At 71.8% G+C, this 25,158-nt stretch carries 19 protein-coding genes; 17 read left to right on the forward strand and 2 right to left on the reverse strand.

What is annotated here, in order from left to right; genetic code table 11:
* The first annotated feature begins 442 nt into the window (after window positions 1-442).
* The 9 genes from pdxS to HDA32_RS08205 all read left to right on the forward strand — a co-directional run bounded on the left by pdxS (window position 443) and on the right by HDA32_RS08205 (window position 10,068).
* Window positions 443-1,369: a pyridoxal 5'-phosphate synthase lyase subunit PdxS gene (gene pdxS / locus HDA32_RS08165; protein WP_218882899.1), complete on the forward strand. Its 927-nt coding sequence runs from the start codon at window positions 443-445 to the stop codon at window positions 1,367-1,369.
* A gap of 222 nt (window positions 1,370-1,591) precedes the next feature.
* A complete protein-coding gene (gene pdxT / locus HDA32_RS08170; protein WP_179642617.1) occupies window positions 1,592-2,200 on the forward strand; it encodes a pyridoxal 5'-phosphate synthase glutaminase subunit PdxT in 609 nt (202 codons plus the stop codon).
* Complete coding sequence (locus tag HDA32_RS08175; RefSeq protein ID WP_179642618.1) at window positions 2,197-2,946, forward strand: YebC/PmpR family DNA-binding transcriptional regulator; 750 nt, start codon at window positions 2,197-2,199, stop codon at window positions 2,944-2,946. Before pdxT ends, HDA32_RS08175 begins: the two co-directional genes overlap by 4 nt.
* A 204-nt stretch (window positions 2,947-3,150) precedes the next feature.
* Window positions 3,151-3,699 carry a crossover junction endodeoxyribonuclease RuvC gene (gene ruvC, locus HDA32_RS08180; RefSeq protein ID WP_179646548.1) on the forward strand — a complete coding sequence of 183 codons (549 nt, stop codon included), beginning with the start codon at window positions 3,151-3,153 and terminating at the stop codon, window positions 3,697-3,699.
* Window positions 3,700-3,743: 44 nt separating this feature from the next.
* The gene (gene ruvA, locus HDA32_RS08185; protein WP_179642619.1) at window positions 3,744-4,358 is read left to right on the forward strand and encodes a Holliday junction branch migration protein RuvA; all 615 of its coding nucleotides are present in this window, start codon (window positions 3,744-3,746) and stop codon (window positions 4,356-4,358) included.
* Window positions 4,359-4,662: 304 nt separating this feature from the next.
* Complete coding sequence (ruvB, locus tag HDA32_RS08190) at window positions 4,663-5,730, forward strand: Holliday junction branch migration DNA helicase RuvB (RefSeq protein WP_179642620.1); 1,068 nt, start codon at window positions 4,663-4,665, stop codon at window positions 5,728-5,730.
* 435 nt (window positions 5,731-6,165) lie between these two features.
* Window positions 6,166-6,555 carry a preprotein translocase subunit YajC gene (gene yajC, locus HDA32_RS08195; RefSeq protein WP_179642621.1) on the forward strand — a complete coding sequence of 130 codons (390 nt, stop codon included), beginning with the start codon at window positions 6,166-6,168 and terminating at the stop codon, window positions 6,553-6,555.
* A gap of 108 nt (window positions 6,556-6,663) precedes the next feature.
* The gene (locus HDA32_RS08200) at window positions 6,664-7,194 is read left to right on the forward strand and encodes an adenine phosphoribosyltransferase (RefSeq protein ID WP_179642622.1); all 531 of its coding nucleotides are present in this window, start codon (window positions 6,664-6,666) and stop codon (window positions 7,192-7,194) included.
* Window positions 7,195-7,887: 693 nt separating this feature from the next.
* Complete coding sequence (locus HDA32_RS08205; RefSeq protein ID WP_179646549.1) at window positions 7,888-10,068, forward strand: RelA/SpoT family protein; 2,181 nt, start codon at window positions 7,888-7,890, stop codon at window positions 10,066-10,068.
* 94 nt (window positions 10,069-10,162) lie between these two features.
* On the opposite strand, the gene HDA32_RS08210 is transcribed toward HDA32_RS08205, so the two are convergent.
* Entirely contained in the window at window positions 10,163-11,395 is a 1,233-nt protein-coding gene (locus HDA32_RS08210) for a DUF349 domain-containing protein (protein WP_179642623.1), read from the reverse strand.
* Between the two features lie 528 nt (window positions 11,396-11,923).
* On the opposite strand from HDA32_RS08210, the gene HDA32_RS08215 reads away from it, so the two are divergent.
* The 5 genes from HDA32_RS08215 to HDA32_RS08235 all read left to right on the forward strand — a co-directional run bounded on the left by HDA32_RS08215 (window position 11,924) and on the right by HDA32_RS08235 (window position 19,108).
* Window positions 11,924-12,607 (forward strand): MBL fold metallo-hydrolase, encoded by a 684-nt coding sequence (locus HDA32_RS08215; RefSeq protein WP_179642624.1) that lies wholly within the window; start codon window positions 11,924-11,926, stop codon window positions 12,605-12,607.
* A gap of 189 nt (window positions 12,608-12,796) precedes the next feature.
* Complete coding sequence (gene aspS / locus HDA32_RS08220) at window positions 12,797-14,536, forward strand: aspartate--tRNA ligase (protein WP_179642625.1); 1,740 nt, start codon at window positions 12,797-12,799, stop codon at window positions 14,534-14,536.
* Between the two features lie 392 nt (window positions 14,537-14,928).
* Entirely contained in the window at window positions 14,929-16,974 is a 2,046-nt protein-coding gene (locus HDA32_RS08225; RefSeq protein WP_312863091.1) for a SpoIIE family protein phosphatase, read from the forward strand.
* A 160-nt stretch (window positions 16,975-17,134) separates the two neighbouring features.
* Complete coding sequence (locus HDA32_RS08230; RefSeq protein ID WP_179642626.1) at window positions 17,135-17,767, forward strand: phosphatase PAP2 family protein; 633 nt, start codon at window positions 17,135-17,137, stop codon at window positions 17,765-17,767.
* Window positions 17,768-17,776: 9 nt separating this feature from the next.
* Window positions 17,777-19,108: a replication-associated recombination protein A gene (locus HDA32_RS08235; protein WP_179642627.1), complete on the forward strand. Its 1,332-nt coding sequence runs from the start codon at window positions 17,777-17,779 to the stop codon at window positions 19,106-19,108.
* A gap of 572 nt (window positions 19,109-19,680) precedes the next feature.
* On the opposite strand, the gene HDA32_RS08240 is transcribed toward HDA32_RS08235, so the two are convergent.
* The gene (locus HDA32_RS08240; RefSeq protein ID WP_179642628.1) at window positions 19,681-21,234 is read right to left on the reverse strand and encodes a serine/threonine protein kinase; all 1,554 of its coding nucleotides are present in this window, start codon (window positions 21,232-21,234) and stop codon (window positions 19,681-19,683) included.
* Window positions 21,235-21,770: 536 nt separating this feature from the next.
* Here HDA32_RS08240 and HDA32_RS08245 point away from each other — a divergent pair.
* The 3 genes from HDA32_RS08245 to alaS are packed head-to-tail and all read left to right on the forward strand — an operon-like array spanning window position 21,771 to window position 25,134.
* Window positions 21,771-22,163: a DUF948 domain-containing protein gene (locus tag HDA32_RS08245; RefSeq protein WP_179642629.1), complete on the forward strand. Its 393-nt coding sequence runs from the start codon at window positions 21,771-21,773 to the stop codon at window positions 22,161-22,163.
* Window positions 22,160-22,462, forward strand: a complete 303-nt coding sequence (locus HDA32_RS08250) for a DUF6167 family protein (protein ID WP_179642630.1) — start codon at window positions 22,160-22,162, stop codon at window positions 22,460-22,462. Before HDA32_RS08245 ends, HDA32_RS08250 begins: the two co-directional genes overlap by 4 nt.
* Window positions 22,462-25,134 carry an alanine--tRNA ligase gene (gene alaS / locus HDA32_RS08255; RefSeq protein ID WP_179642631.1) on the forward strand — a complete coding sequence of 891 codons (2,673 nt, stop codon included), beginning with the start codon at window positions 22,462-22,464 and terminating at the stop codon, window positions 25,132-25,134. The genes HDA32_RS08250 and alaS overlap by 1 nt, the downstream gene beginning before the upstream one ends.
* Window positions 25,135-25,158 lie beyond the last annotated feature (24 nt).

Consider the following 25,158-nt stretch of genomic DNA (forward strand, 5'->3'; position numbering starts at 1 on the left):
GGACAGGGAGCATGCCCGGTCGGGAATTCACCTATTCGGTCCCCGACTCTGGACATTCGTCACCAAGTGTGAAACGACGGTAACACAGAGAATTCGGAGTCCGGGTTTTTCCGGATATTGACGTTGAGATCCACCGAATCCGCGACGCGCCCGGCGCAAGGGGCCGCGCCGGGAAGGAGGCTCCGCTCGGCCCCGGTCATCGGGAGCGGGTCGGGAAATGGATGGCGGGTCGACGGTGTTCTACTCGGTGTCGCGACCGGCGCGACGGTCGACAAAATGTAAGGACTTCCCTCGACACGGCGCCGTTATGTCCTGAAAGGGCGGCTGAGGGAAGGATCTACCATGGAGACGACAGGTGCACCGGCGACCGCCCGCACGCGGCCGGCGCACCGAAGAGACCATCCTCCTCGCAAGCGAGGTAACACCCGTGTCCGCCCAGAACTTGGAGTCCGCCACCGTGGCCAACACCGCTGAGAACCCGACCGAGAGCAGGGTCGGCACCGACCGCGTCAAGCGAGGCATGGCCGAGCAGCTCAAGAACGGCGTGATCATGGACGTGGTCACGCCCGAGCAGGCCAGGATCGCCGAGGACGCCGGCGCCGTCGCGGTCATGGCGCTGGAGCGGGTGCCCGCCGACATCCGCAAGCAGGGCGGCGTCGCGCGCATGTCCGACCCGGACATGATCGACGGCATCACCGAGGCCGTCTCCATCCCGGTCATGGCCAAGGCCCGGATCGGCCACTTCGTCGAGGCCCAGGTGCTGCAGTCCCTCGGCGTCGACTTCATCGACGAGTCCGAGGTCCTCACCCCGGCCGACGAGGCCCACCACATCGACAAGTGGGCGTTCACCGTCCCCTTCGTCTGCGGCGCCACCAACATCGGCGAGGCCCTGCGCCGCATCGCCGAGGGCGCGGCCATGATCCGGTCCAAGGGCGAGGCCGGCACCGGCAACGTCGTCGAGGCCACCCGGCACATGCGTTCGATCAGGTCCGAGATCAAGCGCCTGGGAACCCTGGACGAGGCCGAGCTGTTCGGCGCGGCCAAGGAGATGCGCGCGCCCTACGACGTCGTCAAGGAGGTGGCCCGCCTCGGCAAGCTGCCGGTACCGCTGTTCTCCGCCGGCGGCGTGGCCACCCCGGCCGACGCGGCGCTGATGCGCCAGCTCGGCGCCGAGAGCGTGTTCGTGGGGTCGGGCATCTTCAAGTCCGGCGACCCCGCCAAGCGCGCCGACGCCATCGTGCAGGCCACGCTGCACTACAACGATCCCGAGGTCGTCGCCAAGGTCTCCCGAGGCCTGGGCGAGGCCATGGTCGGCATCAACCTCGACGAGCTCGACGAGACCCAGCGCTACGCCGGCCGCGGCTGGTAGTCGCGACCGTGCCCGTCGGGGCGCCCGGTGGCCGACCACCGGGCGCCCCTGCCGTTCGGGGCGGGCGCGCGGCCGCCGCCCCGGGCGGAATGATCCGCGGCCGCCGCGGTGTTGTTCGGCGCAGGCGCCTACTCTGATGGAGACGGGCCGCCGCGCGGCGGCCCGCACGCACGCGGCCGACCGCCGACCGCGCCCAGCCCGTTACCGCAAGCGAGGTCCCCCTTGTCCGCCACACCCACCATCGGCGTACTCGCCCTCCAGGGTGACGTCGCCGAGCACCTGCGCGTCCTCGACGGCCTCGGTGTGCGCGCCGTCCCCGTCCTGCGCCCCGAGGAGCTCGACGCGGTCCAGGGACTGGTCGTCCCCGGTGGCGAGTCCACCACGATGTCCAAGCTCGCGGTGCGCTACGAGCTGATGGAGCCGCTGCGCAAGCACGTCCACGAAGGGCTGCCCGTCTACGGCACCTGCGCCGGCATGATCATGCTGGCCGACCGGGTCCTCGACGGCATCGAGGGTCAGCAGACCATCGGCGGCATCGACATGACGGTGCGCCGCAACGCCTTCGGCCGCCAGACCGAGTCCTTCGAGGCGCCGGTCCGCATCGAGGGGATCGGGGACGAACCCGTCGAGGCGGTCTTCATCCGCGCCCCCTGGGTTGAGTCCACCGGAGCCGACGTCCGCGCGCTCGGACAGGTCGTGCACGGCGAACGGGCCGGTAGGATCGTCGCGGTACGACAGGGGAGCCTGCTGGCCACCTCGTTCCATCCCGAACTCACCGGGGACGCGCGTATCCACCGACTCTTCGTCGACATGGTGAAAGGACAGGCATGAGCGGCCACTCCAAGTGGGCCACCACCAAGCACAAGAAAGCCGTCATCGACGCCAAGCGCGGCAAGCTCTTCGCCAAGCTGATCAAGAACGTCGAGGTGGCCGCGCGCACGGGTGGTGGGGACCCCGACGGCAACCCGACCCTCTACGACGCCATCCAGAAGGCCAAGAAGAACTCCGTGCCGCTGGACAACATCGAGCGCGCGCGCAAGCGCGGCGGCGGTGAGGAGGCCGGCGGCGCCGACTGGCAGACCATCATGTACGAGGGCTACGCGCCGGGCGGCGTGGCGCTGCTGGTGGAGTGCCTGACCGACAACCGCAACCGCGCGGCCTCGGAGGTGCGCGTCGCCATCACCCGCAACGGCGGTTCCATGGCCGACGCCGGTTCGGTCGCCTACCTGTTCAACCGCAAGGGCGTCGTGATCGTGCCCAAGGAGGGCACCACCGAGGACGACGTGATGCTCGCGGTCGCCGACGCCGGCGCCGAGGACGTCAACGACCTGGGCGAGTCGTTCGAGGTGGTCAGTGAGGCCACCGACCTCGTCGCCGTGCGCACCGCGCTGGTCGAGGCCGGCATCGACTACGAGTCGGCCGACTCCGACTTCCTGCCGAGCATGGAGATCCCGCTGCAGGAGGACGACGCCAAGAAGGTCCTGCGCATCGTCGACGCCCTCGACGACTCCGATGACGTGCAGAACGTCTTCACCAACGCCGACATCCCCGATGAGATCATGGAGAGGATCGGCTAGCCGGCCCGCCCGGCCCACGCACCCGCGCGCCCCCGGCAGGAGCCCCACGGCCCTGGCGGGGGCGCGCCCGCGTGGAGGGCGTGCCCGGTGGACCGATGTCCTACCGCGCGGCGCCCGCTCGGCCGGTCCGGGCGCGCGGTGGCACCGGTGCCCGGTAGGCTCTGCGAACGGGCGTTCGAGGCGGGAAGCGGGACGGGGGACGGGGTGCGCGTTCTGGGGATCGACCCGGGGCTGACCCGGTGCGGCGTGGGCGTGGTCGACGGCTCCGTCGGGCGCCGGCTCGACATGGTCGCCGCCGGGGCCATCCGCACGTCGGCAGATGCCGAACTGCCGGAACGGCTGCTCGGCATCGAACGGGGGGTCGAGGAATGGCTCGACGAGCACCGCCCCGACGCGGTCGCCGTGGAGCGGGTCTTCGCCCAGCACAACGTCAGCACCGTCATGGGGACCGCCCAGGCCAGCGCCATCGCCATCACCTGTGCCGCGCGCCGCGGGCTGCCCGTCGCGCTGCACACCCCCAGCGAGGTCAAGGCCGCCATCACCGGCAACGGCCGCGCCGACAAGGTCCAGGTCGGCACCATGGTCGCCCGGCTGCTGCACCTGGAGGGCCCGCCGAAGCCGGCCGACGCCGCCGACGCGGTCGCGCTGGCGATCTGCCACATCTGGCGCGGCGGCGCCCAGGCCCGCGTGGCGCGGGCCCAGCAGGACTTCGCCCGCAAGGTCGAGTTGACCCGCCGGACGCGCGGATTGTAGCCGCGGCCCCGCCCACACCGCCCGAGTGCACGAGGAAGGTAACAGTGATCGCGTTCCTGAACGGCCGCGTGGCCGGCCGGGGCAGCGGCTCCGCCGTCATCGAGGTGGGCGGCGTCGGCGTGTCCGTGCAGTGCACGCCGGCCACCCTCGCGCGGCTGCGGGTGGGGGAGACCGCGACCGTCGCCACGTCGCTGGTGGTCAGGGAGGAGTCCCTCACCCTGTACGGCTTCGCCGAGGACGACGAGCGCGACGTCTTCGAGCGGCTGCAGGCCGCGAGCGGAGTCGGCCCCCGCCTGGCGCAGGCGATGCTGGCCGTGCACACCCCCGACTCCCTGCGCCGCGCGGTCATGACCGAGGACACCGGTGCGCTCACCCAGGTCCCGGGCATCGGCAAGAAGGGCGCCCAGCGCATCGTGCTGGAGCTCAAGGACAAGCTCGGCGCGCCGCTGGGAGGGTACGAGGACGCGGCCGATGCGGGCGCGGCCCCGGCCCCGGCCGCGCTTCCCTGGCGTCCGCAGGTCGTCTCGGGCCTGGTCAACCTGGGGTGGCCGGCCAAGGACGCCGAATCGGCCGCCGACGCCGTCGCGGCCGACGCCGGTGAGGAGACCGACGTCGCGGTACTGCTGCGCAGCGCCCTGCGCAGACTGAGTCGGGCCTAGGCCGGTGATGGGGTTGGGAGCTCTGGTCGAAAAATCCTTCATTCACCACTGATGACCTGGGCAGGCTGCCGTCAGCGCGCCAGCGGTGGCGGTACGAGAGGTCGCGCTGTATGCGGCCGCGCCGGTCGCCCGCCACAGATGGCCGGGGACCTGCACAGCGGTGATCCCGCGCCCTTTCGCGTTGCCAGACGCTGCGCGCTGACGACAGCCCCACCAGGCCCGCAGAGGCCAAGCAGGGCCTGGACACAATCCCCTTACTTCCCACCAACGATCTAAGACATGGACAAAAGGGAGGTGTCCGCCGATGTCGGAGCACGAGCGGGACCTGGTCTCCGCCGACGCCGATCTCGACGACCGCGCGGTCGAAGGCGCCCTGCGCCCCAAGCGGCTGGAGGACTTCGTCGGCCAGGAGCGCGTGCGCGAGCAGCTCTCCCTCGTGCTGCGCAGCGCCCAGCGCCGCAACAGGGCCCCCGACCACATCCTGATGTCGGGCGGGCCCGGCCTGGGCAAGACGACCCTGGCGATGATCATCGCCGCCGAGCTGGGGGCGCCGCTGCGGATCACCTCGGGTCCGGCGATCGAGCGCTCCGGCGACCTGGCCGCGGTGCTGTCGACGCTGCACGAGGGCGAGGTGCTCTTCCTCGACGAGATCCACCGCATGGCCCGGCCCGCCGAGGAGATGCTCTACGTCGCCATGGAGGACTTCCGGGTCGACGTCATCGTCGGCAAGGGGCCCGGCGCGACGGCGATCCCGCTCGACATCGCGCCGTTCACGCTGGTCGGCGCCACCACCAGGGCCGGCCTGCTGCCGGCCCCGCTGCGCGACCGGTTCGGCTTCGTCGCGCACATGGACTTCTACTTCCCCGAGGAGCTGGAGCGCATCCTCAACCGCTCGGCCGGCCTGCTCGACGTGGAGCTGGGGGCCGACGCCGCCGGGGAGATCGCCGGGCGCTCCCGCGGCACCCCCCGCATCGCCAACCGGCTGCTGCGCCGGGTGCGCGACTACGCGGAGGTGCGCGGCGACGGCCGGCTCACCCTCGACACCGCACGCGCGGCGCTCGACCTCTACGAGGTGGACGAGAAGGGCCTGGACCGCCTGGACCGCGCGGTGCTGTACGCGCTGCTGCGCCGGTTCCGGGGCGGCCCGGTCGGCCTGTCCACGCTCGCCGTGTCGGTGGGGGAGGAGCCCGAGACCGTCGAAGTCGTCGCGGAGCCGTTCCTGGTGCGCTCCGGCTTCATCGCCCGGACCCCGCGCGGACGGGTGGCCACCCCGGAGGCGTGGGCGCACATGGGCCTCACCCCGCCGCCCGACGCCGCGTTCGGTGCCGCGACCGCGCTCTTCGACGAGGGCGGCGAGCCCACCGGAGACTGACTGGCGTCTGACGATCGGGTTCGTCCAGGGGGTGGCCGCCGCAGTGCGCGCAGCGCCGGCGGCACGGCGGGTCCGAACCCCGGAAATCCCGTCCCGACCCGGGAACGCGGCGGTCAGAGCCCGATGACCGCCCGAACGCGGGACCAAAAGGACACCGAACCGTTAACAGTCGATATATGCACTGGTCAGAGAGGTTGCGTGCAGCGCGTAAGCTGGGTGGGGAAACCGGTGCGTCGGGCGATCGTTGTCACCCGCGACCGGGAACTCTAGACTGCGCGTGCCGCCTGCCGCAACAGTCCCGCACCACCGCGGCCGACCACGCGGCCGGTTCCACGCGGGAACCCGGTGACCGGTCCGTTCGTTGGAGCAGGGCGTGCCGTCCGTGCGCCGCCCGTCCCGGCGCGGCCACCGCAGAACGTTAGGAAGGACGCCCCCGTGCAGGGCCTTTTCACTTTCGCAGCAGAAGCCCAGGAAACCCCTGGCCTCCTCCAGACGATCCTCCCGTTCGTCCTCATCATCGTGGTCTTCTACCTGCTGTTCTGGCGTCCGCAGCAGAAGCGCCGCCAGCAGGAGAGCCGGATGCAGAACACGCTGACCCCGGGCGTCGAGGTGATGACCAAGGCCGGCATCTACGGCACCGTCGTGGAGGTCCGCGACAACGACGTGGAGCTGGAGATCTCCCCCGGCACCCGGATCCGCATGGTCAAGGCCGGCATCGGCGAGGTCGTCACCCCGCAGGAGCCCGACGACGACACGCCGGTCGAGGACCGTCCGGACTTCCCGGCCAACGGCTCCGACGACGACAAGGACAACCCGAGGTCCTAGCGGTCCCCGCGCTTTCGCGCGCCAACAGCCGGGGGGTACCGGCTCCGCTTGCGAGCGGGGCCGGTACCGTCGTTTCGTTGCCCCCTCCACGCCGAGAAGACCGGGACCATGCCCCAGAACCTGACCGCGTTGATCGAGCAGTGCGTCCGCGAAATCCCCGACTACCCGAAGCCCGGGGTGATGTTCAAGGACATCACCCCGCTGCTGGCCGACCCCAAGGCGTTCGCCGCCGTGGTCGAGGCGGTCGCCGGCGCCTACGAGCCGAGCGCGGTCGACTACGTGATCGGACTGGAGGCGCGGGGGTTCATCCTGGCCGCGCCCGTGGCGCTGGAGCTCGCAGCGGGCTTCGTCCCGATCCGCAAAGCCGGGAAACTGCCCGCGCGGACCTTCCGGGAGTCCTATGATCTCGAGTACGGTACCGCGACGATCGAGATGCACACCGACGCGATCGCCCCGGGCAGCCGGGTGCTGATCGTCGACGACGTGCTCGCCACCGGCGGCACCGGACGGGCCGCGGTGGAACTCGTCCGCCGGGCCGGTGGTACCGTCGTTGGATTCTCGGTCCTGATGGAACTGGCGTTCCTCAAGGGCCGCGAGAAGCTCTCCGACGTCGAACTCCGCACGCTGACCACGGTCTGAGGTCCCCGCCCTCGGGCACGGGCCGACGATGCCGTCCGAACGCGTCGACGTGCGGATACGGCAGGGCGCGTCAATAGACTGAGGGCATACGGCACCCGAGCCGCGCGTTGGAACAGGTGGGCCGCCCGGCCCACCGCACAGACGAAGAACCGGCGTATCCGGGGTGGCGGCAGTGTTGGCGTCCCCTATCGCCGGTCATAGAGACCGGTTGGTCCACACACGACCGGATCGACCTTGAGGGTCCGACCGGGACCCCCACAGCCCGGCGGGAGCAGGGCTCGCAGAGCACCGCTCGCAAAGGGCCCGGCAGACGCTCGCCGGGTGAGCCGCGGGAGGACGTCCATGCGCAGTGAAGCGGTTTCGACCGAGGCGGTGGCCACGCGCACCGAGCCGCTCGAATCGGCGCGGGAGCATCCGTCCGGCGGGTCCGCCGTCGGCGGCGGCCAGGACCGGCCCGAGTGTCAAGGGGGCGTCGCGGATTCCGCGGCGCCCCGAGTCCCCGACGACCTCGCCGCAGCCGAGGCGCAGCAGCCCGCCGCGGCCCCCGAACCGCCCGGCCCGGAACCCTCCGGGCAGACCGGCCCCGGGCCCGCCGAGGAGGAGCGGCCCGCCTCCACCACACCGCCCAGCCTGTCCTCTACCGTGCGAGTACGCCGCAGACTCGCGCGACTCGGCGCCCAGCGGGGGGTGACCATGAACCCGGTCCTCGAACCACTCATCAAGACTGTGCGGGCGACCCACCCCCGGGTCGACGTGCGGCTCATCGAGCGCGCCTACGAGGTCGCCGCCTACCACCACCGCGACCAGAAGCGCAAGAGCGGCGACCCCTACATCACCCACCCGCTGGCGGTCGCGACCATCCTGGCCGAACTGGGGATGCAGGAGCCGACGCTGGCCGCGGCGCTGCTGCACGACACGGTCGAGGACACCGAGTACAAGCTCGACCAGTTGCGCACCGACTTCGGCGACGAGATCGCCGAGCTGGTCGACGGCGTCACCAAGCTCGACAAGGTCAAGTACGGCGAGGCCACCCAGGCCGAGACCGTGCGCAAGATGGTCGTGGCGATGTCCCGCGACATCAAGGTGCTGGTCATCAAGTTGTGCGACCGGCTGCACAACATGCGCACCCTGCGCTACCTCCCGCAGGCCAAGCGCGAGAAGAAGGCCCGCGAGACGCTGGAGATCTTCGCCCCGCTCGCCCACCGCCTGGGCATGAACACCATCAAGTGGGAGCTGGAGGACCTCGCGTTCGCCACCATGTACCCCAAGCGCTTCGACGAGATCGCCCGCCTGGTCTCCGAGCGCGCGCCGCGCCGCGACGTCGGCCTGCAGGACGTCATCGAGGCGGTCTCCGCCGACCTGCGCGAGTCCAAGATCAAGGCCACGGTGCGCGGCCGGCCCAAGCACTACTACTCGATCTACCAGAAGATGATCGCCCGCAACTGCGGCTTCGACGAGATCTACGACCTCGTCGGCATCCGCGTCCTCGTCGACAGCGTCCGCGACTGCTACGCGGCGCTGGGCACCATCCACGCGCGCTGGAACCCGGTGCCGGGACGGTTCAAGGACTACATCGCGATGCCGAAGTTCAACATGTACCAGTCGCTGCACACCACGGTGATCGGTCCGGAGGGCAACCCGGTCGAGCTGCAGATCCGCACCCGGGCCATGCACCGCCGCGCCGAGTACGGCATCGCCGCGCACTGGAAGTACAAGGAGGACCGCGGCTCCGGGGGCAAGGAGGCGGCCAAGTCCAAGGGCACCGGCGACATGACGTGGCTGCGCCAGCTCATCGACTGGCAGCAGGAGACGAAGGACCCGGGCGAGTTCCTGGAGTCGCTGCGCTTCGACCTGTCGGTGCAGGAGGTCTTCGTCTTCACCCCGGGCGGCGACGTCATCTCGCTGCCGCAGGGCGCGACCGCCGTGGACTTCGCCTACGCCGTGCACACCGAGGTCGGCCACCGCACCGTGGGCGCCCGCGTCAACGGTCGGCTGGTGCCGCTGGAGAGCGAACTCAACAACGGCGAGACGGTCGAGATCCTCACCTCCAAGGCCCTCGACGCCGGTCCCAGCCACGACTGGCTGGGTTTCGTCAAGAGCGCCCGGGCGCGCAACAAGATCCGGCAGTGGTTCACCAAGGAGCGCCGCGAGGCGGCGATCGAGCAGGGCAAGGACGCCATCGCCAGGGTCATGCGCAAGCAGGAGCTGCCGATCAAACGGCTGTTCAGCGGCGAGGCCCTGATCGCGCTCGCCCACGACCTGCGCTATCCCGACGTCGACGCCCTCTACGCCGCGGTGGGCGAGAACCAGATCAGCGCCCAGAACGTCGTCCAGAAGCTGGTCGACTCCCTCGGCGGGATCGAGAGCGCCGAGGAGGACCTCGCCGAGACCTCGCTGCCCACCCGCTCGCGCACCCGGCAGCGGCCCGCGGGCAACCCCGGTGTCGTGGTCGAGGGCGACGCCGACGTCTGGGTGCGGCTGTCCAAGTGCTGCACCCCGGTGCCGGGCGACAAGATCGTCGGCTTCGTGACGCGCGGCAACGGCGTCTCGGTGCACCGCAGCGACTGCGTCAACACCAACCACCTCGACCCCCAGCGGATGGTGGAGGTCCAGTGGCAGCCCACCGAGGACTCGATGTTCCTGGTGGCCCTGCAGGTCGAGGCGCTGGACCGCACCCGTCTGCTCTCCGACATCACCCGCGTGCTCTCCGACCAGCACGTCAACATCCTGTCGGCGACCGTGCAGACCAGCCGCGACCGCGTCGCGCTGAGCCGCTTCACCTTCGAGATGGCCGACCCCACCCACCTGGGCCACGTCCTGAAGGCGGTGCGCGGCGTGGACGGCGTCTACGACGTGTACCGGATGAAGAACTAGGGACGCGAGCCCCGAGGGCCGGTCGACGGACAACGGCGCGGGGCCCGGCTCCCCCGAAGGAGTGCCGGGCCCCGCGCCGTTCGGGCCTTCGGGCTCAGCTCATCTCTTCGAGGGCCTTCTCCGCCTCGTTCAGCCATGAGCGGCGGGCGGTCAGGGCGTCCTCGGCCTCGCGGGCCTTGCGGTCGTTGCCGGCGGCGCGGGCCTTCTCCAGCCGGCCTTCCAGCTGATCGATGGAGTCGCGCAGCTGGCTGACCGTCGCCTCGGCGCGGGCGCGCGCCTCGGGGTTGGTGCGCTGCCACTCCTGGTCCTCGGCCTTGCGTACGGCGTCCTCGATCTTGCGGAACGCGCCCTCCAGCCGGTCGCGGGAGTCGCGCGGCAGCGTCCCGGCGGCCTCCCAGCGCTCCTGGTAGTCGCGCAGCCGCGCGCGGGCGTCGCGCGGGTCGCTCACCGGGAGCAGCTCGCGCTGGGCCTCCTCCAGCAGCTTCTCCTTGGCCTCGGCGTTGACCCGCAGTTCCGCGTCGCGTTCGGCGAACACCGCGTTGCGGGCCTGGAAGAAGCGGTCCTGGGCGGCCTTGAACCGCTGCCACAGCCTGTCCTCGCTGGCCCGATCGGCGCGGCCGCTGGCCTTCCACTGCTGCATCAGGTCGCGGTAGTGCCCCGCGGTGGGGCCCCAGTCGGTGGAGTCGGAGACGGCCTCGGCCTCGGCGACGATCTTCTCCTTCTCCGCGCGCACCTGCTCGCGCTGCTCGTCGAGCCCGGCGAAGTAGGCCTTGCGGCGCTTGGAGAAGGCGTTGCGCGCGCTGGACATGCGCTTCCACAGTCCCTGCTCGGTGGCGCGGTCGGCGCGCGGCGCGGCCTTCCACTCCTCGATGAGCTGGCGCATCCGCTCGCCGCCGGACTTCCAGTGCGTGGTCTCCTCGGCCACGCGCTCGGCCTCGGCGACGATCCGCTCCTTGATGTCGCGGGCCTCGTGGCGGGCCTGCTCCTGCGCGTGCTTCTGCTCGACCTTGCGCTCTTCGGCCCTCGCGGTCAGCTCGTCCAGCCGGCGCGAGAGCGCGTCGAGGTCGCCGATCGCGTGCGCGTCGGTCACCGCGGCGCGCAACTTCTCCACGCTGGACAGCGCCTGGGCCGCGGACAGGTCGGTCGTGCTGAGCCGCCTCTCCAGCAGCTCGACCTCGGTCACCAGCGCGTCGTACTTGCGGCGGAAGAACGCCAAGGCCTCCTCGGGAGCGCCGGCCTGCCACGACCCGACGACACGCTCGCCCTCACTCGTGCGCACGTAGACCGTGCCGTCATCGTCTACGCGGCCCCAGGGGTCCGTGGTCACCGTGTCCTCCTGCCGTGATGAGCCTGACGTCCGTCAGGTCCGTGTGGTCGCGGCAGCACCGGCGTCGGTGGGTCGGCCCGCGGCCGGGGCCGGAACCGGGTGTGAGCTGCCGTGACTATGCACGATATCCATACGCAATGGCTGATATCGACCTTTATTAACTTGCGCTGCCCTGCACGGAGCCGCACCGCACTGTGCGCCGCGCCGTACCGCGTCATCGTGCCGCCGAGCATCGGCGCCGCGGACGCCCGGCCCCGCCACCGGCGCCGCGCCGCCGGGATCGGTCCGCCCGGAACGCGCGCTGTTCGGGCTTGGACCAATATGGCACTGTCAAGGCGTTTGGCAAAGAGCCATCAGGCGCGTGGTGACCGAATGGTGATGATCGGCGGCGGGGCGGGACCCGGCCCTGTTCCGGCGGCTCGCGCCGGGCGCCCATAACAGGTCGCCGCCCCTCCGCGACCTCGGTACGCTCGTTGTCGTACGTGAGGCCGCGCCGTATTCGATCCGGAAACGAGGTCACCGCCCGCCGTGCTCATCGCCGCCTTCCCCGCCGGACCACTCGCCGCGAACTGCTACGTGGTCGCCGCGGCCACGGGTGCGGAGTGCGTGATCATCGATCCGGGCCAGGGAGCGGCCGAGGGCATGGAGAAGCTGCTGGCCGAGCACGACCTCACCCCGGCCGCGGTGCTGCTCACCCACGGGCACTTCGACCACGTCTGGTCGGCGGCCCAGGTGAGCGAGGCCCACGGCGTCCCGTCCTACCTGCACCCCGGCGACCGGGCGCTGCTGACCGACCCCGCCGCCGGGCTGGATCCCGGCCTGGCCGCCCAGCTCTCCGGCCTGCTCGGCGACGAGCCCATGCGCGAACCCGCCGAGGTGCTGGAGGCGGCCGACGGCGCCGTGCTCGCCCTCGCCGGCCTGGAGTTCGCCGTCGACCACGCCCCCGGCCACACGCCCGGTTCGGTCGCCTACGCGCTCCCTGCAGGGGAGGAGCACCCCGAGGTGCTGTTCACCGGTGACCTGCTGTTCGCCGGATCGATCGGCCGCACCGATTTCCCCGGTGGCGACCACCCGACGATCCTGCGCAGCCTGGAGCGGGTCTGCCTGCGCCGCTCCGACGACACCACCGTGCTGCCCGGCCACGGCCCGCAGACCACGATCGGCCGCGAACGCGCCACCAACCCGTTCCTGCGCGGCATCACCGAAAGCTGAGCCGCCACAGCGGTGGCCCGCGCGCCGCACGACACCACGTGAAGAGATGACGAGCAACTCCCCTTTCGCGGGTTCCCTCGACCGCCGAGATAGCGGCACCGGTCCCACCGATCCCCACCGACCCGGGACCGGACCTTCGCGCACGTCAGGCAAGATGAGAAGGCACTGGAACGTTGAAGGAGAACCCCGTTGATCCACACGCATGACGCGGGCGCCCTGCGCGCCGAACATGCCGACGAGACCGTCGTCCTGGCGGGCTGGGTGGCCCGCCGCCGCGACCACGGCGGCGTCGTCTTCCTGGACCTGCGCGAAGCCTCCGGCGTCGTCCAGGTCGTGGTCCGCGAGGACGACCTCGCCCACGACCTGCGCGCCGAGTACTGCATCAAGGTGCGAGGGCGCGTGCGCGTCCGCCCGGAGGGCAACGAGAACCCCGACATCCCCACCGGGGCGGTCGAGGTCGTCGCCGAGGAGATCGAGGTCCTCAGCGAGGCGGCCCCGCTGCCGTTCCCGCTGGACGGGTCGCAGGACGTCTCCGAGGAGGCCCGGCTGCGCTACCGCTACCTCGACATCCGCCGCCCCGAGCGCGCCTCGGCGCTGCGGGTACGCTCCCAGGCCACCTACGTGGTGCACGACGTCATGCGCGAGCACGGCTTCGTCAACGTCGAGACGCCCTACCTCACTCGCTCCACGCCCGAGGGCGCCCGCGACTTCCTGGTGCCGGTCCGCCTGCAGCCCGGCCACTGGTACGCGCTGCCGCAGTCGCCCCAGCTGTTCAAGCAGCTGCTCATGGTCGGCGGCATGGAGCGCTACTACCAGATCGCGCGCTGCTTCCGAGACGAGGACTTCCGCGCCGACCGGCAGCCGGAGTTCACCCAGATCGACATCGAGATGAGCTTCGTCGACCAAGAGGACGTCATCAACGTCGGCGAGCAGCTGGTCGCGCGGCTGTGGAACGAGGTGCTGGGGCAGGAGGTCCCGCTGCCGCTGCCCCGCATGCCGTTCTTCGAGGCGATGGACCGCTTCGGCTCCGACAAGCCGGACCTGCGCTTCGGCCAGGAGCTCACCGAGCTCACCGCCTACTTCGCCGACACCCCGTTCCGCGTCTTCAAGGCTCCCTACGTCGGTGCCGTGGTGATGCCCGGCGGCGCGTCGCAGACGCGCAAGGAGCTCGACGCCTGGCAGGACTGGGCGAAGGCCCGCGGCGCCAAGGGGCTGGCCTACGTGCTCGTCCAGGAGGACGGAACGCTGGGCGGCCCCGTCGCCAAGAACCTCTCGGAGCAGGAGCGCTCCGGACTGGTCGAGGCGGTCGGGGCCGAGGCCGGCGACTGCGTCTTCTTCGCGGCCGGTGCGCGGCGAGCCTCCCAGGAGCTGCTGGGCGCGGCCCGGCTGGAGATCGGCCACCGGCTCGGCCTGATCGACGAGTCGCGCTGGTCGTTCCTGTGGGTCGTCGACGCCCCGATGTTCGAGGAGGACGGCGAGGGCGGCTGGACCCCGGTGCACCACCCGTTCACCGGGCCGAAACCGGAGTGGAGCGAGAACTTCCACGAGGACCCGGGCAACGCACTGGCCTACGCCTACGACATGGTCTGCAACGGCTCGGAGATCGGCGGCGGATCGATCCGTATCCACCGCGGCGAGATCCAGCAGCGGGTCTTCGACGTGCTGGGGATCAGCAAGGCCGAGGCCGAGTCGAAGTTCGGCTTCCTGCTGGAGGCGTTCAAGTTCGGCCCGCCGCCGCACGGCGGCATCGCCTTCGGCTGGGACCGCATCATCACCCTGCTGACCGGCGGCGACTCCATCCGCGACGTCATCGCCTTCCCCAAGACGGCTTCGGGAGGCGACCCGCTGACGGGCGCGCCGACGCCGATCACCGCCGGTCAGCGCAGGGAGGCCGGCATCGACTTCGTCCCGGAGGACGAGAACGCCTAGGGCGCGTGCCCTTTCCCGGACGGGGACCCGCTGTCGCCGTGTCGATCGGGTCGCCGTTCTGGCGTAGAGTGCCTGTCTGCGATGGGCGGTGCGCGCCGCCTGCGATCCTCTACGACTAGTCACGCCGGAGTAACGATTTCGGCAAATGGCGGCCGGGCGAGATAGCGATTCGTTTGTATTTCTCTCGCCCGGCCGCGTTTTGTATTGCGGGCGGTGGAATGCCCGACGGGACGTGAGGAGGAACGGGAGGCCGCGGTGCACGGTCCGATCGTGGCGGCCCTCACCTGCTCAAACGGGTGACTATGTCGTTAAACTAAGCCGAATCGGATGTTCACGGGGGAGGCCTGCACGGGTGGGTGGGGCATTCGTAACGACACAGGGATGATCTATACGTGAATGGCACAACCGGCACCACTGACGACTTCGCCGGTTCCGGGGGGTCGACCGGTGCCGCCTTCGCGGCCGAGATCGGCGACCCCGCCGGCGCGGCGTTTCACCATGCGCCGGCGGCCATGTTCGTGGCCGATCGCACGGGCGCCATCCTGCTGACCAACCGGGCGTTCGCGCACCTCACGGGATACCGGTCCGCGGAACCGCCGCGGGGCCCCTGGCCGGACCTGCTCGCCGACAGCGACGTCGAACGCGGCTGGGAGCTGCACCGCCTGGCGCTGAGCGGCCCTCACGAGTCGCCGCACCGCAGCCTGCGCCTCACCGGTTCCGACGGAACCGCCCACCACGTCGTCGTGGAGCCGCGGCCGCTGGCCGGCGGGGACGGCGCGCAGCCCGCCGGGATCGTGGTCATGTGCCGCGGGCCGATGCGGGACGAGGAGACGCTGCGCGCCATCACCGAACTGCGCACCGAGAACTCCGACACCGCGCTGTGGACGCTGGACCTGCGCACCGGCGAGCTCGGGGAGCTCTTCGGCCCCTCCCCGCTGGGCCGGCTGCTCGCAGGGGAGAGCCGCACCCTGGAGGAGTGCCTGGCCCGGGTGCACCGCGACGACATCGCGCGGCTGCGCGACGCCATGGAGGCCTCCTACCAGGGGCGCGACTACGAGCAGCGGTTCCGGATGTTCGACCAGGTGGGCGACGAACGCTGGCTGCACGCCCGGGCGCGCTACCTCGAGGGCGGCACCCCCCGACTGGTGGGCATCATCGACGACGTCACCGAGCACGTCCAGTTGGTGCGCCGCCTGGCCGACCGCCGCCGGATCGAGGCCGCGCAGGGCCGCCAGGTCAACGAGCTGGCCGCCAAGCTCGTCTCGGCGACGACCGTCGACGAGGTCACCGGGCTGCTCACCGAGGAGTTCGTGCCGATCTTCGGCGGCAGTACCGCCGCCGTCGTGCTGCTCCAGGACGGCGTGCTGCGCGCCGTCTCGTCGTCGACGCAGCCCAACGGCACGCTGCAGATGATCGACGGACGCGACGCCACCGACACGTCCTTCCCCATGGGCGCGGTGCTGCAGGATCGCCAGCCCCGGTTCTTCGAGAGCAGGGCCGAGGTGCTGGAGCGCTTCCCGGCCGTCCAGGAGCTCCTGCACCGCACCAACGCGCAGTCCTGGGCGACGGTGCCGATCTTCGGCGACCGCAGGATCGCCCTGGGCGTGTGGCAGGTAGCCTGGACCCAGCCGCACCACGCCACCCCTGACGAGCGGGCCCTCATGCTCACCCTGGCCGGACTCGCCGGCCAGGCGCTGCAGCGGGTCAGCCGCCAGCAGGCCGAACTGGAGCTCGCCGACGCGATGCAGCGCCGGATGCTGCCGCCGCAGCTGCCGGACTTCCCCGGACTCGACGTCGCGACGCGCTACCTGCCCTCGCGTGCGGGCTGGCGGGTCTGCGGCGACTTCTACGACGCCATCCAGTTGCCGAACCGCCGCATCGGCCTGGTCGTGGGCGACGTGCAGGGCCACGGTGTCGAGGCCGCGGCGGCGATGGGCCAGATCCGTGTGGCGTTTCGCGCCTACGCCACCAACCAGAGCGATCCCGGAGTGGTGCTGGCCGAGACCAACCGGCTGCTCACCGAGACCGGCGAGATCGTGTTCGCCACCTGCGGCTACCTCGTGCTCGACCTGGACAGCGGCGAGATGCAGGCCGCCTGGGCCGGCCAGCCGCCGGCGATCATCGCCACGACCGAGGGCTTCGAGGTGTGGGGGCCCGAGACCGGTCCGCCGGTCGGCGTCGACGGCGAGAGCAAGTACCCGGTGACGACGCGCCGGCTCGCCCCCGGTGAGACGCTGCTGATGTGCTCCGACGGGCTGGTGGAGAGCTCCGAGGTGCGCATGGACGACGGCCTTGAGCGCGTCGGGCAGGCGCTGCGCTCCATGGCCACCGACGTGCACGCGGCCGCGACCTCGCTGGCCGACCTCGCCCCGGCCGGGCGCGGGGACGACATCGCCATCCTCATCGCGCGGATGCCTGAAGACGCGTTCGGCGGGTAGGTCCGCGAGGAGCGGCGCACCCGCGTGCGCCTCACGACCGCGCGAAGCGCTTCCGGGATGCCGCGCGGCAGGACATCGACCCGCCGAGCACGCCCCGGAGTCCCGGAAGGCAAAAGGAGGCCGCCTCATTTCCCGCCACCTCCCCCTGCTGGCAGGGCTGGTGTCACTGGCAGCGTTCACCGCCGTCACGGTCGTCCTCATCGGCGACGCGGTGCCGCCCTTCCAGGGCCTGGACGCGAGCGTGACCCTGTGGGCCCTGGAGGTCCGCGCCGACCCGCTCACCGCCGTCGCCGTCCTGCTGCACCACATCGGCCAGCGGCCGTGGGGGGTGCTGCTGCTGGCCGCGGTGGCGGCCCCGCTGGTGTACCTGCGGCGGTGGTGGAGCCTGCTGCTGGTGCTGACCGCATGGCTGGCCACGTCGGCGATCGCGGTCAAGGCGCTCAAGGAGCTGCTGGGCCGCGAACGGCCGGTCGACCAGCTGATCCAGGAGACCTCTCCGGCGTTCCCGTCCGGCCACGCGGCCTACGCCGCGGTCCTCGGCATGGCCGTCGTCGCCGTGGCCGTCCGGCACCGCGGGTGGGCTCTCGTCGGCGCGCTGCTGTTCACCGCGGTGATGGGCTGGAGCAGGATCTACCTCGGCGTGCACTGGTTCTCCGACACGGTCGCCGGCGCCCTGCTGGGGTGGGGGATCGCGCTGGTGACGTGGTGGGCGTTCGCGCTGCCGGGACTCGTTCCGGTCACCCGAGCCCCATCGGAGCCCGCCCCGGAGCAGGTCCGCGCGGCCGACGACTAGGCTGGGACCGTGTCCGAAACCCTGTTCGACGACGCCGGAGCCGAAGCCCAGCGCGGCCAGGAGCCGCTCGCGGTGCGCATGCGGCCGCGCACGCTCGACGAGGTCGTCGGCCAGCGGCACCTGCTCGGTGCGGGCAGTCCGCTGCGCCGGCTGGTCGAGGACGACGCGCCGATGTCGCTGTTCCTGTGGGGGCCGCCGGGCACCGGCAAGACCACCCTGGCCACGGTCGTCAGCCGGGTCACGCAGCGGCGCTTCGTGGAGCTGTCCGCCGTCACCGCGGGAGTGAAGGACGTGCGGGCCGTCATCGACGACGCCCGCCGTCAGATGGGGATGCGCGGCACGCGGACGCTGCTCTTCGTCGACGAGGTGCACCGCTTCAACAAGGCCCAGCAGGACGCGCTGCTGCCCGCGGTGGAGAACCGCTGGGTGAGCTTCATCGGCGCCACCACCGAGAACCCGTTCTTCTCCGTGATCAGCCCGCTGCTGTCGCGCTCCCTGCTGCTCACGCTGGAACCGCACACCGACGACGACGTCCGCACCGTCATCGAACGCGCGCTCGCCGACGAGCGCGGGCTGAACGGGCGCCACACGCTCGACGCCGAGGCCGCCGAGCACCTCGTCCGCCTCGCCGGGGGCGACGCCCGCCGGTCGCTGACCTACCTGGAGGCCGCCGACCTCGTGGCCGGTACGCGCTCGGAGATCACGGTCGCCGACGTCGAGCGCGCGGTGGACCGGCACGCCGTGCGCTACGACCGCTCCGGCGACCAGCACTACGACGTCGTCAGCGCGTTCATCAAGAGCATGCGCGGCAGCGACGTCGACGCCTCCCTGCACTACCTGGCGCGGATGATCGAGGCGGGGGAGGACCCGCGCTTCATCGCGCGCCGCATCGTCGTGCACGCCAGCGAGGACGTCGGCATGGCCGACCCCGGCGCCCTGCAGGTGGCGGTCGCCGCCGCCCAGGCGGTGGACCTGATCGGACTGCCCGAGGCGCGCATCAACCTGGCCCAGGCCGTCATCCACATCGCGCTCGCACCCAAGTCCAACGCGGTGATCGGCGCCATCGACGCCGCGATGGCCGATGTCCGGGCCGGCCGGGCCGGAGCGGTCCCGCCGCACCTGCGCGACGGCCACTACAAGGGCGCCAAGGCGCTGGGGCACGGCGAGGGCTACGAGTACGCCCACGACCACCCCGGCGGCGTGGTCGCCCAGCGCTACGCCCCCGACTCCGTCGCCGGGCGGGAGTACTACCGGCCCACCACCCACGGCGCCGAACGCCGCTTCGGCGAGGTCCTGGAGCGGATCAGGGGCGTGCTGCGGGGCGGATCGCGGCGCCCGTGAGGCGCCGCCGCCCGCGGCGCGGATACCTCGGACAGGGGACAGATGAAGAAGAAGCCGGCCGCCGCGGCGCCGGCCGCGGCGGCGCTGCTGACGGGTTCGGCCGTTTCGGCCGCACCCGCTTCGGCGGGTCCTACAACGGCGTCTGCGGATCGGGCCACTCCGTTGTCAACTCCGCCCAGATCCCCGGCAAGGCCACGGTGTACCTGACCTGCAGCGACTCCACCGGCAAGAACTGCGTCGTCACCGTCCTCGACGACCCCGGCGGCACGGGCCGATCTCCGCCGGGTCCGCCTCCGTCAGGTCGGTGGCGGTGGAGGGAAGGACGACGGAGAACGCGTTCGCGGCTTTCACGGGAGGGAATACCGATTCTCGTCTGTATGGTCAGGGAATCCGAGGTCGTCGCCGACCGTCCGCCACGGGGCAAGGGGAGGGAGCGGCATGTCGGCCGCTTCGGGGCCGCCCGCCGCAGGCGTCGCGCACCGGTCCGATGATCCTAGTCCTTACGGGGCGAACCGCTGGAAACCCGGCCGGAACGGACGGCGGCGCCCGGGCCCCGGCAGCGCGGCGGGGCCCTACCGGTCCGCCGGCCGGTACAGCTCGGTGATCCGCACGATCTCGGGGAGGCCGTCCTCGGTCTCCTCTTCGGCGTAGGTGACCTCGGCGATCACCACGTCGCCCCAGCTCAGGTAATTGATGAAGTCCTGCCCGGTCACCTCGAAGGTGCCGCGGCCCTCCTCATCGGTGTAGAGCTGGCCGGGGGTGAGGCAGAACCGCGCGCACAGGACCTCGGCGTCGGGCGCGATCCGCGCCTCCAGCGGGTCGCCGGAGGCCTCGGCGTCCTCCCACTGCCCGCTCCACTCCTGCTGGGTCGGGATCTCCCCGGTCGGCGCCGCCGCCCCCTCCTCCACCCGCTCGACCTCGGTGTAGACCCACGGGCCGTCGACCGGATCGGGCTGCGGGACCTCGCCGAAGCGCACCACCGCGGTCCGCGGCCCCTCCGGCGCCGGGCTCGCCGACGGCGTGGAGTCGGCCGCGGCCTGCTCGGCCGCGCCGCCGCCGGTCAGCGCCGAGACCCCGGCCCAGATCCCGCCGCCGATCAGCGCGAGGGCCAGTGCGGCTCCGCCGACCACCAGCGGCACCCGGCCGCGCCCGCCGGAGGGGGCGCCGTCGAGGTGGATGACCCTCGGCAGCCAGGCGGGCTCCACGATGCCCTGCCACTCGCGGCTCAGCAGCCGGGTCACGGCCGTGCCCGGCACACCGTGCTCGGCGGCTTCGGCGATCGAGGCGCGCTCCCACACCGCGATCGCGGCCCCCAGCAGCTCGCGCACCGAGGGCCGGGCCCCCGCCTGCTTGGAAAGGGCCCGGCGCAGCAGGGGCACGAGGTCGGCGGGCACCCCGTCCAGGTCCGGTTCGGTATCGGCCACCCGCGCGGCGAGCACCTCCGGCTCGCCGAGGCCGAAGGGCAGCCGCCCGGTGGCGGCGAACGCCACCACGGCGCCCCAGGCGAACACGTCGCCGGACTGGCTGGGCGGTTCGCCGCGGTGCCGCTCCGGGCTCATCCACGCGGCCGACTGCCGCAGGGCGGTCGCGTCACCGGGCAGGGCGCAGTCGAGGATGCGCGGCCCGGACGAGCTCAGCAGGATGTTGCTGGGTTTGAGGTCGCCGTGGGCCAGACCGGAGCCGTGCAGCGCCTGCAGCCCCTCGGCGATGCCGGCCGCCAGCGCGATGAGCCGTCCGGCCCCCATGGCGCCGCGCTTGCGCGCGTACTGGGCGAGCGGGACACCCGAGGTGTAGGGCATGGCCAGCCAGGGGGGAGTGGCGTAGGCGTCGAAGGCCACCGGCGGCACGTAGCAGCGCCCGTCCACGGCCGAGAGCGCGTGCAGCCGCCGTTCCAGTTCGGCGCGGGTCCAGTCGTCGGTCAGGTGCGAGGAGTGCAGGGTCTTGACCGCCAGGACGGCGTCGGAGGCGACCGTCGGGTTGACCGCCGCGTACACCGTGCCCGTGCGCCCCGAACCGATGCGCCCGATCACCACGTAGGGGCCGACCGTCCGGGGGTCCTCTGCGGCCAGGGGGACGAGGTTCGGCGGCACCAGAACGGACATCGTCCGCTCGGAACGTCGGCTCATGGGGGTCCTGTCTGAAGGTCGGATCCGTGGTGGGACGCGAAGCGGGGCGCGGAGCGGCGCGGCGCAATCGTAACCAAAGCGCTGATTCGACGATTGTCGGCCATGTGGATCCCTTCGTCGATCGCCGTGTGGCGCTGATCACGGGCCGCTCCAGCGGGCGCCCCGCCTCGGAGAGGAACCGCGATGCCCCCGAAGGTCGTCACGTTCGGTGATGTTCCGGCCGGTCGGTGTCGCGAAGCGTGATTGAATTGCCGATGCGACCGCGACCACGCGAGGACGATCTATTAAGACGCGCGGACGCGGATCGGGGTTGCCTCTTCTCCGGACACGATAGGGTCAGCCCTATTCGGCTCTTTCGGCTCAGCCGTCCGGATCCGCCGCACCCGCGGGCGGAGACCGGCAGCGGCGGGTAGCCGGGAGGAGCCGGCCCTCGCCGCACGGCGACGGCCGCCGTCACCGCAGCCGGTGACCCCCCGGACCCCTGGGTCCGTCCCCCGTTCGTACCCCGAACGACCCCAACCGTTAGCGGAGTCCGCATGCTGACCGGAGGAGAGGTAGCCGCCCTGATCGCCGCGGTGGTCTGGGCGGTCCTGGTCGCGTTCCTGTGCGTGGCGCTGATCAGGCTCACGCGGCTGTTGGCCGAGGCCACCAAGGTCGTATCCGAATTCGGCGAGCGCACGGCGCCCCTGCTGGACGACGTCGCCGCGACCGTGGAGCGCACCAACGTGTCCCTGGAGCGAGTCGAGGAGATCACCGCCAACGTCGCCACCACCACGGAGGACGTGTCGAGCGTGACCGCCCTCACCCGCTCGGTGGTCACCGGCCCCCTGGTCAAGGCGGCCTCGTTCTCCTACGGGATGCGCAGGGTGCTCGGCCGGCGCCGCGCCCTCGCCCTCATCCGCACGCGCCGCAGACGGGAGCGCGCATGATCGGCAGGACCTTTTATTTTGTCGCCGGTGCCGCCCTCGGCGGGTATCTTGTGCACAAGCTCAACCGCACCGCTCGTGCGTGGAGTCCGGGCGGCATCGCCGACCGCGTCGAGGGCCGCGTCGCCGATTACCGCGCCGCCCTCCGCGAGCTCAACGAGGACATCGCCGGCGCCGTGGCCGAACACGAAGCCGAACTGCGCCGCCGCCACGCCCCCGCCGATAGCGGTCGAGCACCGGAGTCCGCGCGGACCGCGCACGCCAGAACAATCGAAGCCCACGACATGAAGGACGGCCGCTGATGGAGACGGCAGAAATCGTTCGCCGCTTCCTCGCTTTCTTCGAGCAGAACGAGCACACCGTGGTGCCGTCGGCCAGCCTGGTCGCCGACGACCCCACGCTGCTGTTCGTCCCGGCCGGCATGGTGCCGTTCAAACCGTACTTCCTGGGCCAGCGCACGCCGCCCTACGACCGCGCCACCAGCGTCCAGAAGTGCATCCGCACCGTCGACATCGACGAAGTGGGCAAGACGTCGCGGCACGCGACCTTCTTCCAGATGCTGGGCAACTTCTCCTTCGGCGACTACTTCAAGGAGAAGGCCGTCCCGCTGGCCTGGAAGCTCCTGACGACGCCGGTGGCCGACGGCGGCTTCGGGGTCGACCCCGACCGGCTCTGGGTCACCGTCTACCTCGACGACGACGAGGCCGAGCGGATCTGGCGGGAGGAGGTCGGCGTCCCCGCCGACCGGATCCAGCGCTTCGGGGTCGAGGAGAACTACTGGTCCATGGGCGTGCCCGGCCCCTGCGGCCCGTGCTCGGAGATCTTCTACGACCGCGGCCCCGCCTACGGCGCCGAGGGTGGACCGGTCGCCGACGAGAACCGCTACGTCGAGATCTGGAACCTCGTCTTCATGCAGTACGAGCGGGGAGAGGGCGGAGCGAAGAAGGATTACCCGATCCTCGGCGAGCTGCCGCGCAAGAACATCGACACCGGCATGGGCCTGGAGCGCCTGGCCTCCCTCCTGCAGGGCGTCGACAACATCTACGAGACCGACACCCTCGGCCGCATCCTGCAGGACACCGCGGCGCGCACCGGCGTCGCCTACGGGGCCGACGAGCGCTCCGACGTCATGCTGCGAGTGGTCGCCGACCACGTGCGCAGCGCCACGATGCTCGTCTCCGACGGCGTCCGGCCCGGCAACGAGAAGGGCGGCTACGTCCTGCGCCGCATCCTGCGGCGTTCGATCCGAAACCTGCGGCTGCTCTCCGGCACCGACGCCTCCTTCCTGCACGACCTCACCGAGACCGCGATCAGCGCCATGAGCGGCATCTACCCGGAGCTGCGCGGCAACGCCGACCGCATCCACGAGGTCGTCGACACCGAGGAGAAGAACTTCTCCGACACCCTGCGCTCGGGCACGGCGCTGTTCGGCCGCGCCGCCGAGCGCACCAGGGGCAGCGGGTCGGCGCAGATCTCCGGTGCCGACGCCTTCCAACTGCACGACACCTACGGCTTCCCGATCGACCTCACCCTGGAGATGGCCGGCGAGCAGGGCCTCAGCGTCGACGAGGACGCCTTCCGCCGTCTCATGCAGGAGCAGAAGGACACCGCCAAGCGCGACGCCAAGGCCAAGAAGCTCGGCAACGCCGACATCAGCACCTACGCGCAGCTGCTGGAGGGTTCCGGCGCGACCGACTTCCTCGGCTACACCGACGCCGAGAGCGAGTCCCGCGTCCTCGGCCTGATCGTCGACGGCGCGCCGGTGACCGCCGCGCGCGCCGGCGACAAGGTCGAGCTGGTGCTGGACCGCACCCCGTTCTACGCCGAGAGCGGCGGCCAGCTCGCCGACAAGGGCACCGTCGCCGCCGACGGCAGGGGCACCGTGGACGTCGACGACGTGCAGAAGCCGATCGCCGGCCTGTTCGTGCACCGGGGCACGGTCCGCTCCGGTGAGATCGCCGTCGACGACCGGGTGCACGCCGTGATCGACTCCGACCGCCGCGCCTCGGTCTCGCGTGCCCACTCGGCCACCCACCTCATCCACTCGGCGCTGCGCAACGCGCTGGGCCCCTCCACCGGCCAGGCCGGCTCGGAGAACCGGCCGGGCCAGCTCCGCTTCGACTTCACCGCGAACAAGGCGCTCGCCCCCGCCGAGCTCGCCGAGGTCGAGGAGGAGGTCAACACGGTCCTGGCCGGCGACATCCAGGTCCGCGACTTCGAGACCTCCCTGGACGAGGCGCTGTCCATGGGCGCGCTGGCGATGTTCGGCGAGAAGTACGGCGACCGCGTGCGCGTCGTGGAGATGAGCGACTACTCCCGCGAGCTGTGCGGCGGCACCCACGTCAACGCCACCGGACAGCTCGGCATCGTCAAGCTGCTGGGCGAGTCCTCCGTCGGATCCGGCGTGCGCCGGGTGGAGGCGGCCGTGGGCCTCGACGCGTTCCGTCGGCTGTCCAAGGAGTCCCTGCTGGTCGGCCGGCTCTCCGAGCAGCTGAAGGCGCCGCGCGAGGAACTGCCGCAGCGCATCGACACCATGGTCTCCCGGCTGCGGGCCGCGGAGAAGGAGATCGAGAAGCTGCGCGCCGCGCAGGTCCTCCAGGCCGCCGAGGGGCTGGCCGCCGGCGCCCGCGAGCACGGCTCGGCGCTCGTCGTCGCACACCGCGCCCCCGACGGGACCGGCGCCGACGACCTGCGCAGGCTGGCGCTGGACGTGCGCGGACGGCTCGGCGAGGACCGCCCGGTCGTCGTCGCGATCGCCGGCGTCTCCAAGGACCGCCCCGTCGTGGTGACCGCCGTCAACAAGGCCGGCCAGGCCGCGGGCCTGCGGGCCGGCGACCTCGTCGGCGTGGCGGCGCGCGCGCTCGGCGGCGGTGGCGGCGGCAAGCCCGATGTCGCGCAGGGCGGCGGCAACGACGCCACCGCCGTCGGCGCCGCGCTGCGCGCGGTGGAGCAGCGAGTCTCGGAGGCCCCATGACCTCCCCGGATCACGCGCCGGCCG

The organism is Spinactinospora alkalitolerans (genome assembly GCF_013408795.1).
In the GTDB taxonomy this organism is placed as follows: Bacteria; Actinomycetota; Actinomycetes; order Streptosporangiales; family Streptosporangiaceae; genus Spinactinospora; species Spinactinospora alkalitolerans.

What these genes read in the sequence shown, in the direction of transcription:
- HDA32_RS08175 (WP_179642618.1), top strand. Translation starts at nt 2,197, where the DNA reads ATGAGCGGCCACTCCAAGTGGGCCACCACCAAGCACAAGAAAGCCGTC.
- ruvB (WP_179642620.1), top strand. Translation starts at nt 4,663, where the DNA reads ATGTCGGAGCACGAGCGGGACCTGGTCTCCGCCGACGCCGATCTCGAC.
- HDA32_RS08200 (WP_179642622.1), top strand. Translation starts at nt 6,664, where the DNA reads ATGCCCCAGAACCTGACCGCGTTGATCGAGCAGTGCGTCCGCGAAATC.
- HDA32_RS08205 (WP_179646549.1), top strand. Translation starts at nt 7,888, where the DNA reads ATGAACCCGGTCCTCGAACCACTCATCAAGACTGTGCGGGCGACCCAC.
- HDA32_RS08240 (WP_179642628.1), bottom strand. Translation starts at nt 21,234, where the DNA reads ATGAGCCGACGTTCCGAGCGGACGATGTCCGTTCTGGTGCCGCCGAAC.
- HDA32_RS08245 (WP_179642629.1), top strand. Translation starts at nt 21,771, where the DNA reads ATGCTGACCGGAGGAGAGGTAGCCGCCCTGATCGCCGCGGTGGTCTGG.
- HDA32_RS08250 (WP_179642630.1), top strand. Translation starts at nt 22,160, where the DNA reads ATGATCGGCAGGACCTTTTATTTTGTCGCCGGTGCCGCCCTCGGCGGG.
- alaS (WP_179642631.1), top strand. Translation starts at nt 22,462, where the DNA reads ATGGAGACGGCAGAAATCGTTCGCCGCTTCCTCGCTTTCTTCGAGCAG.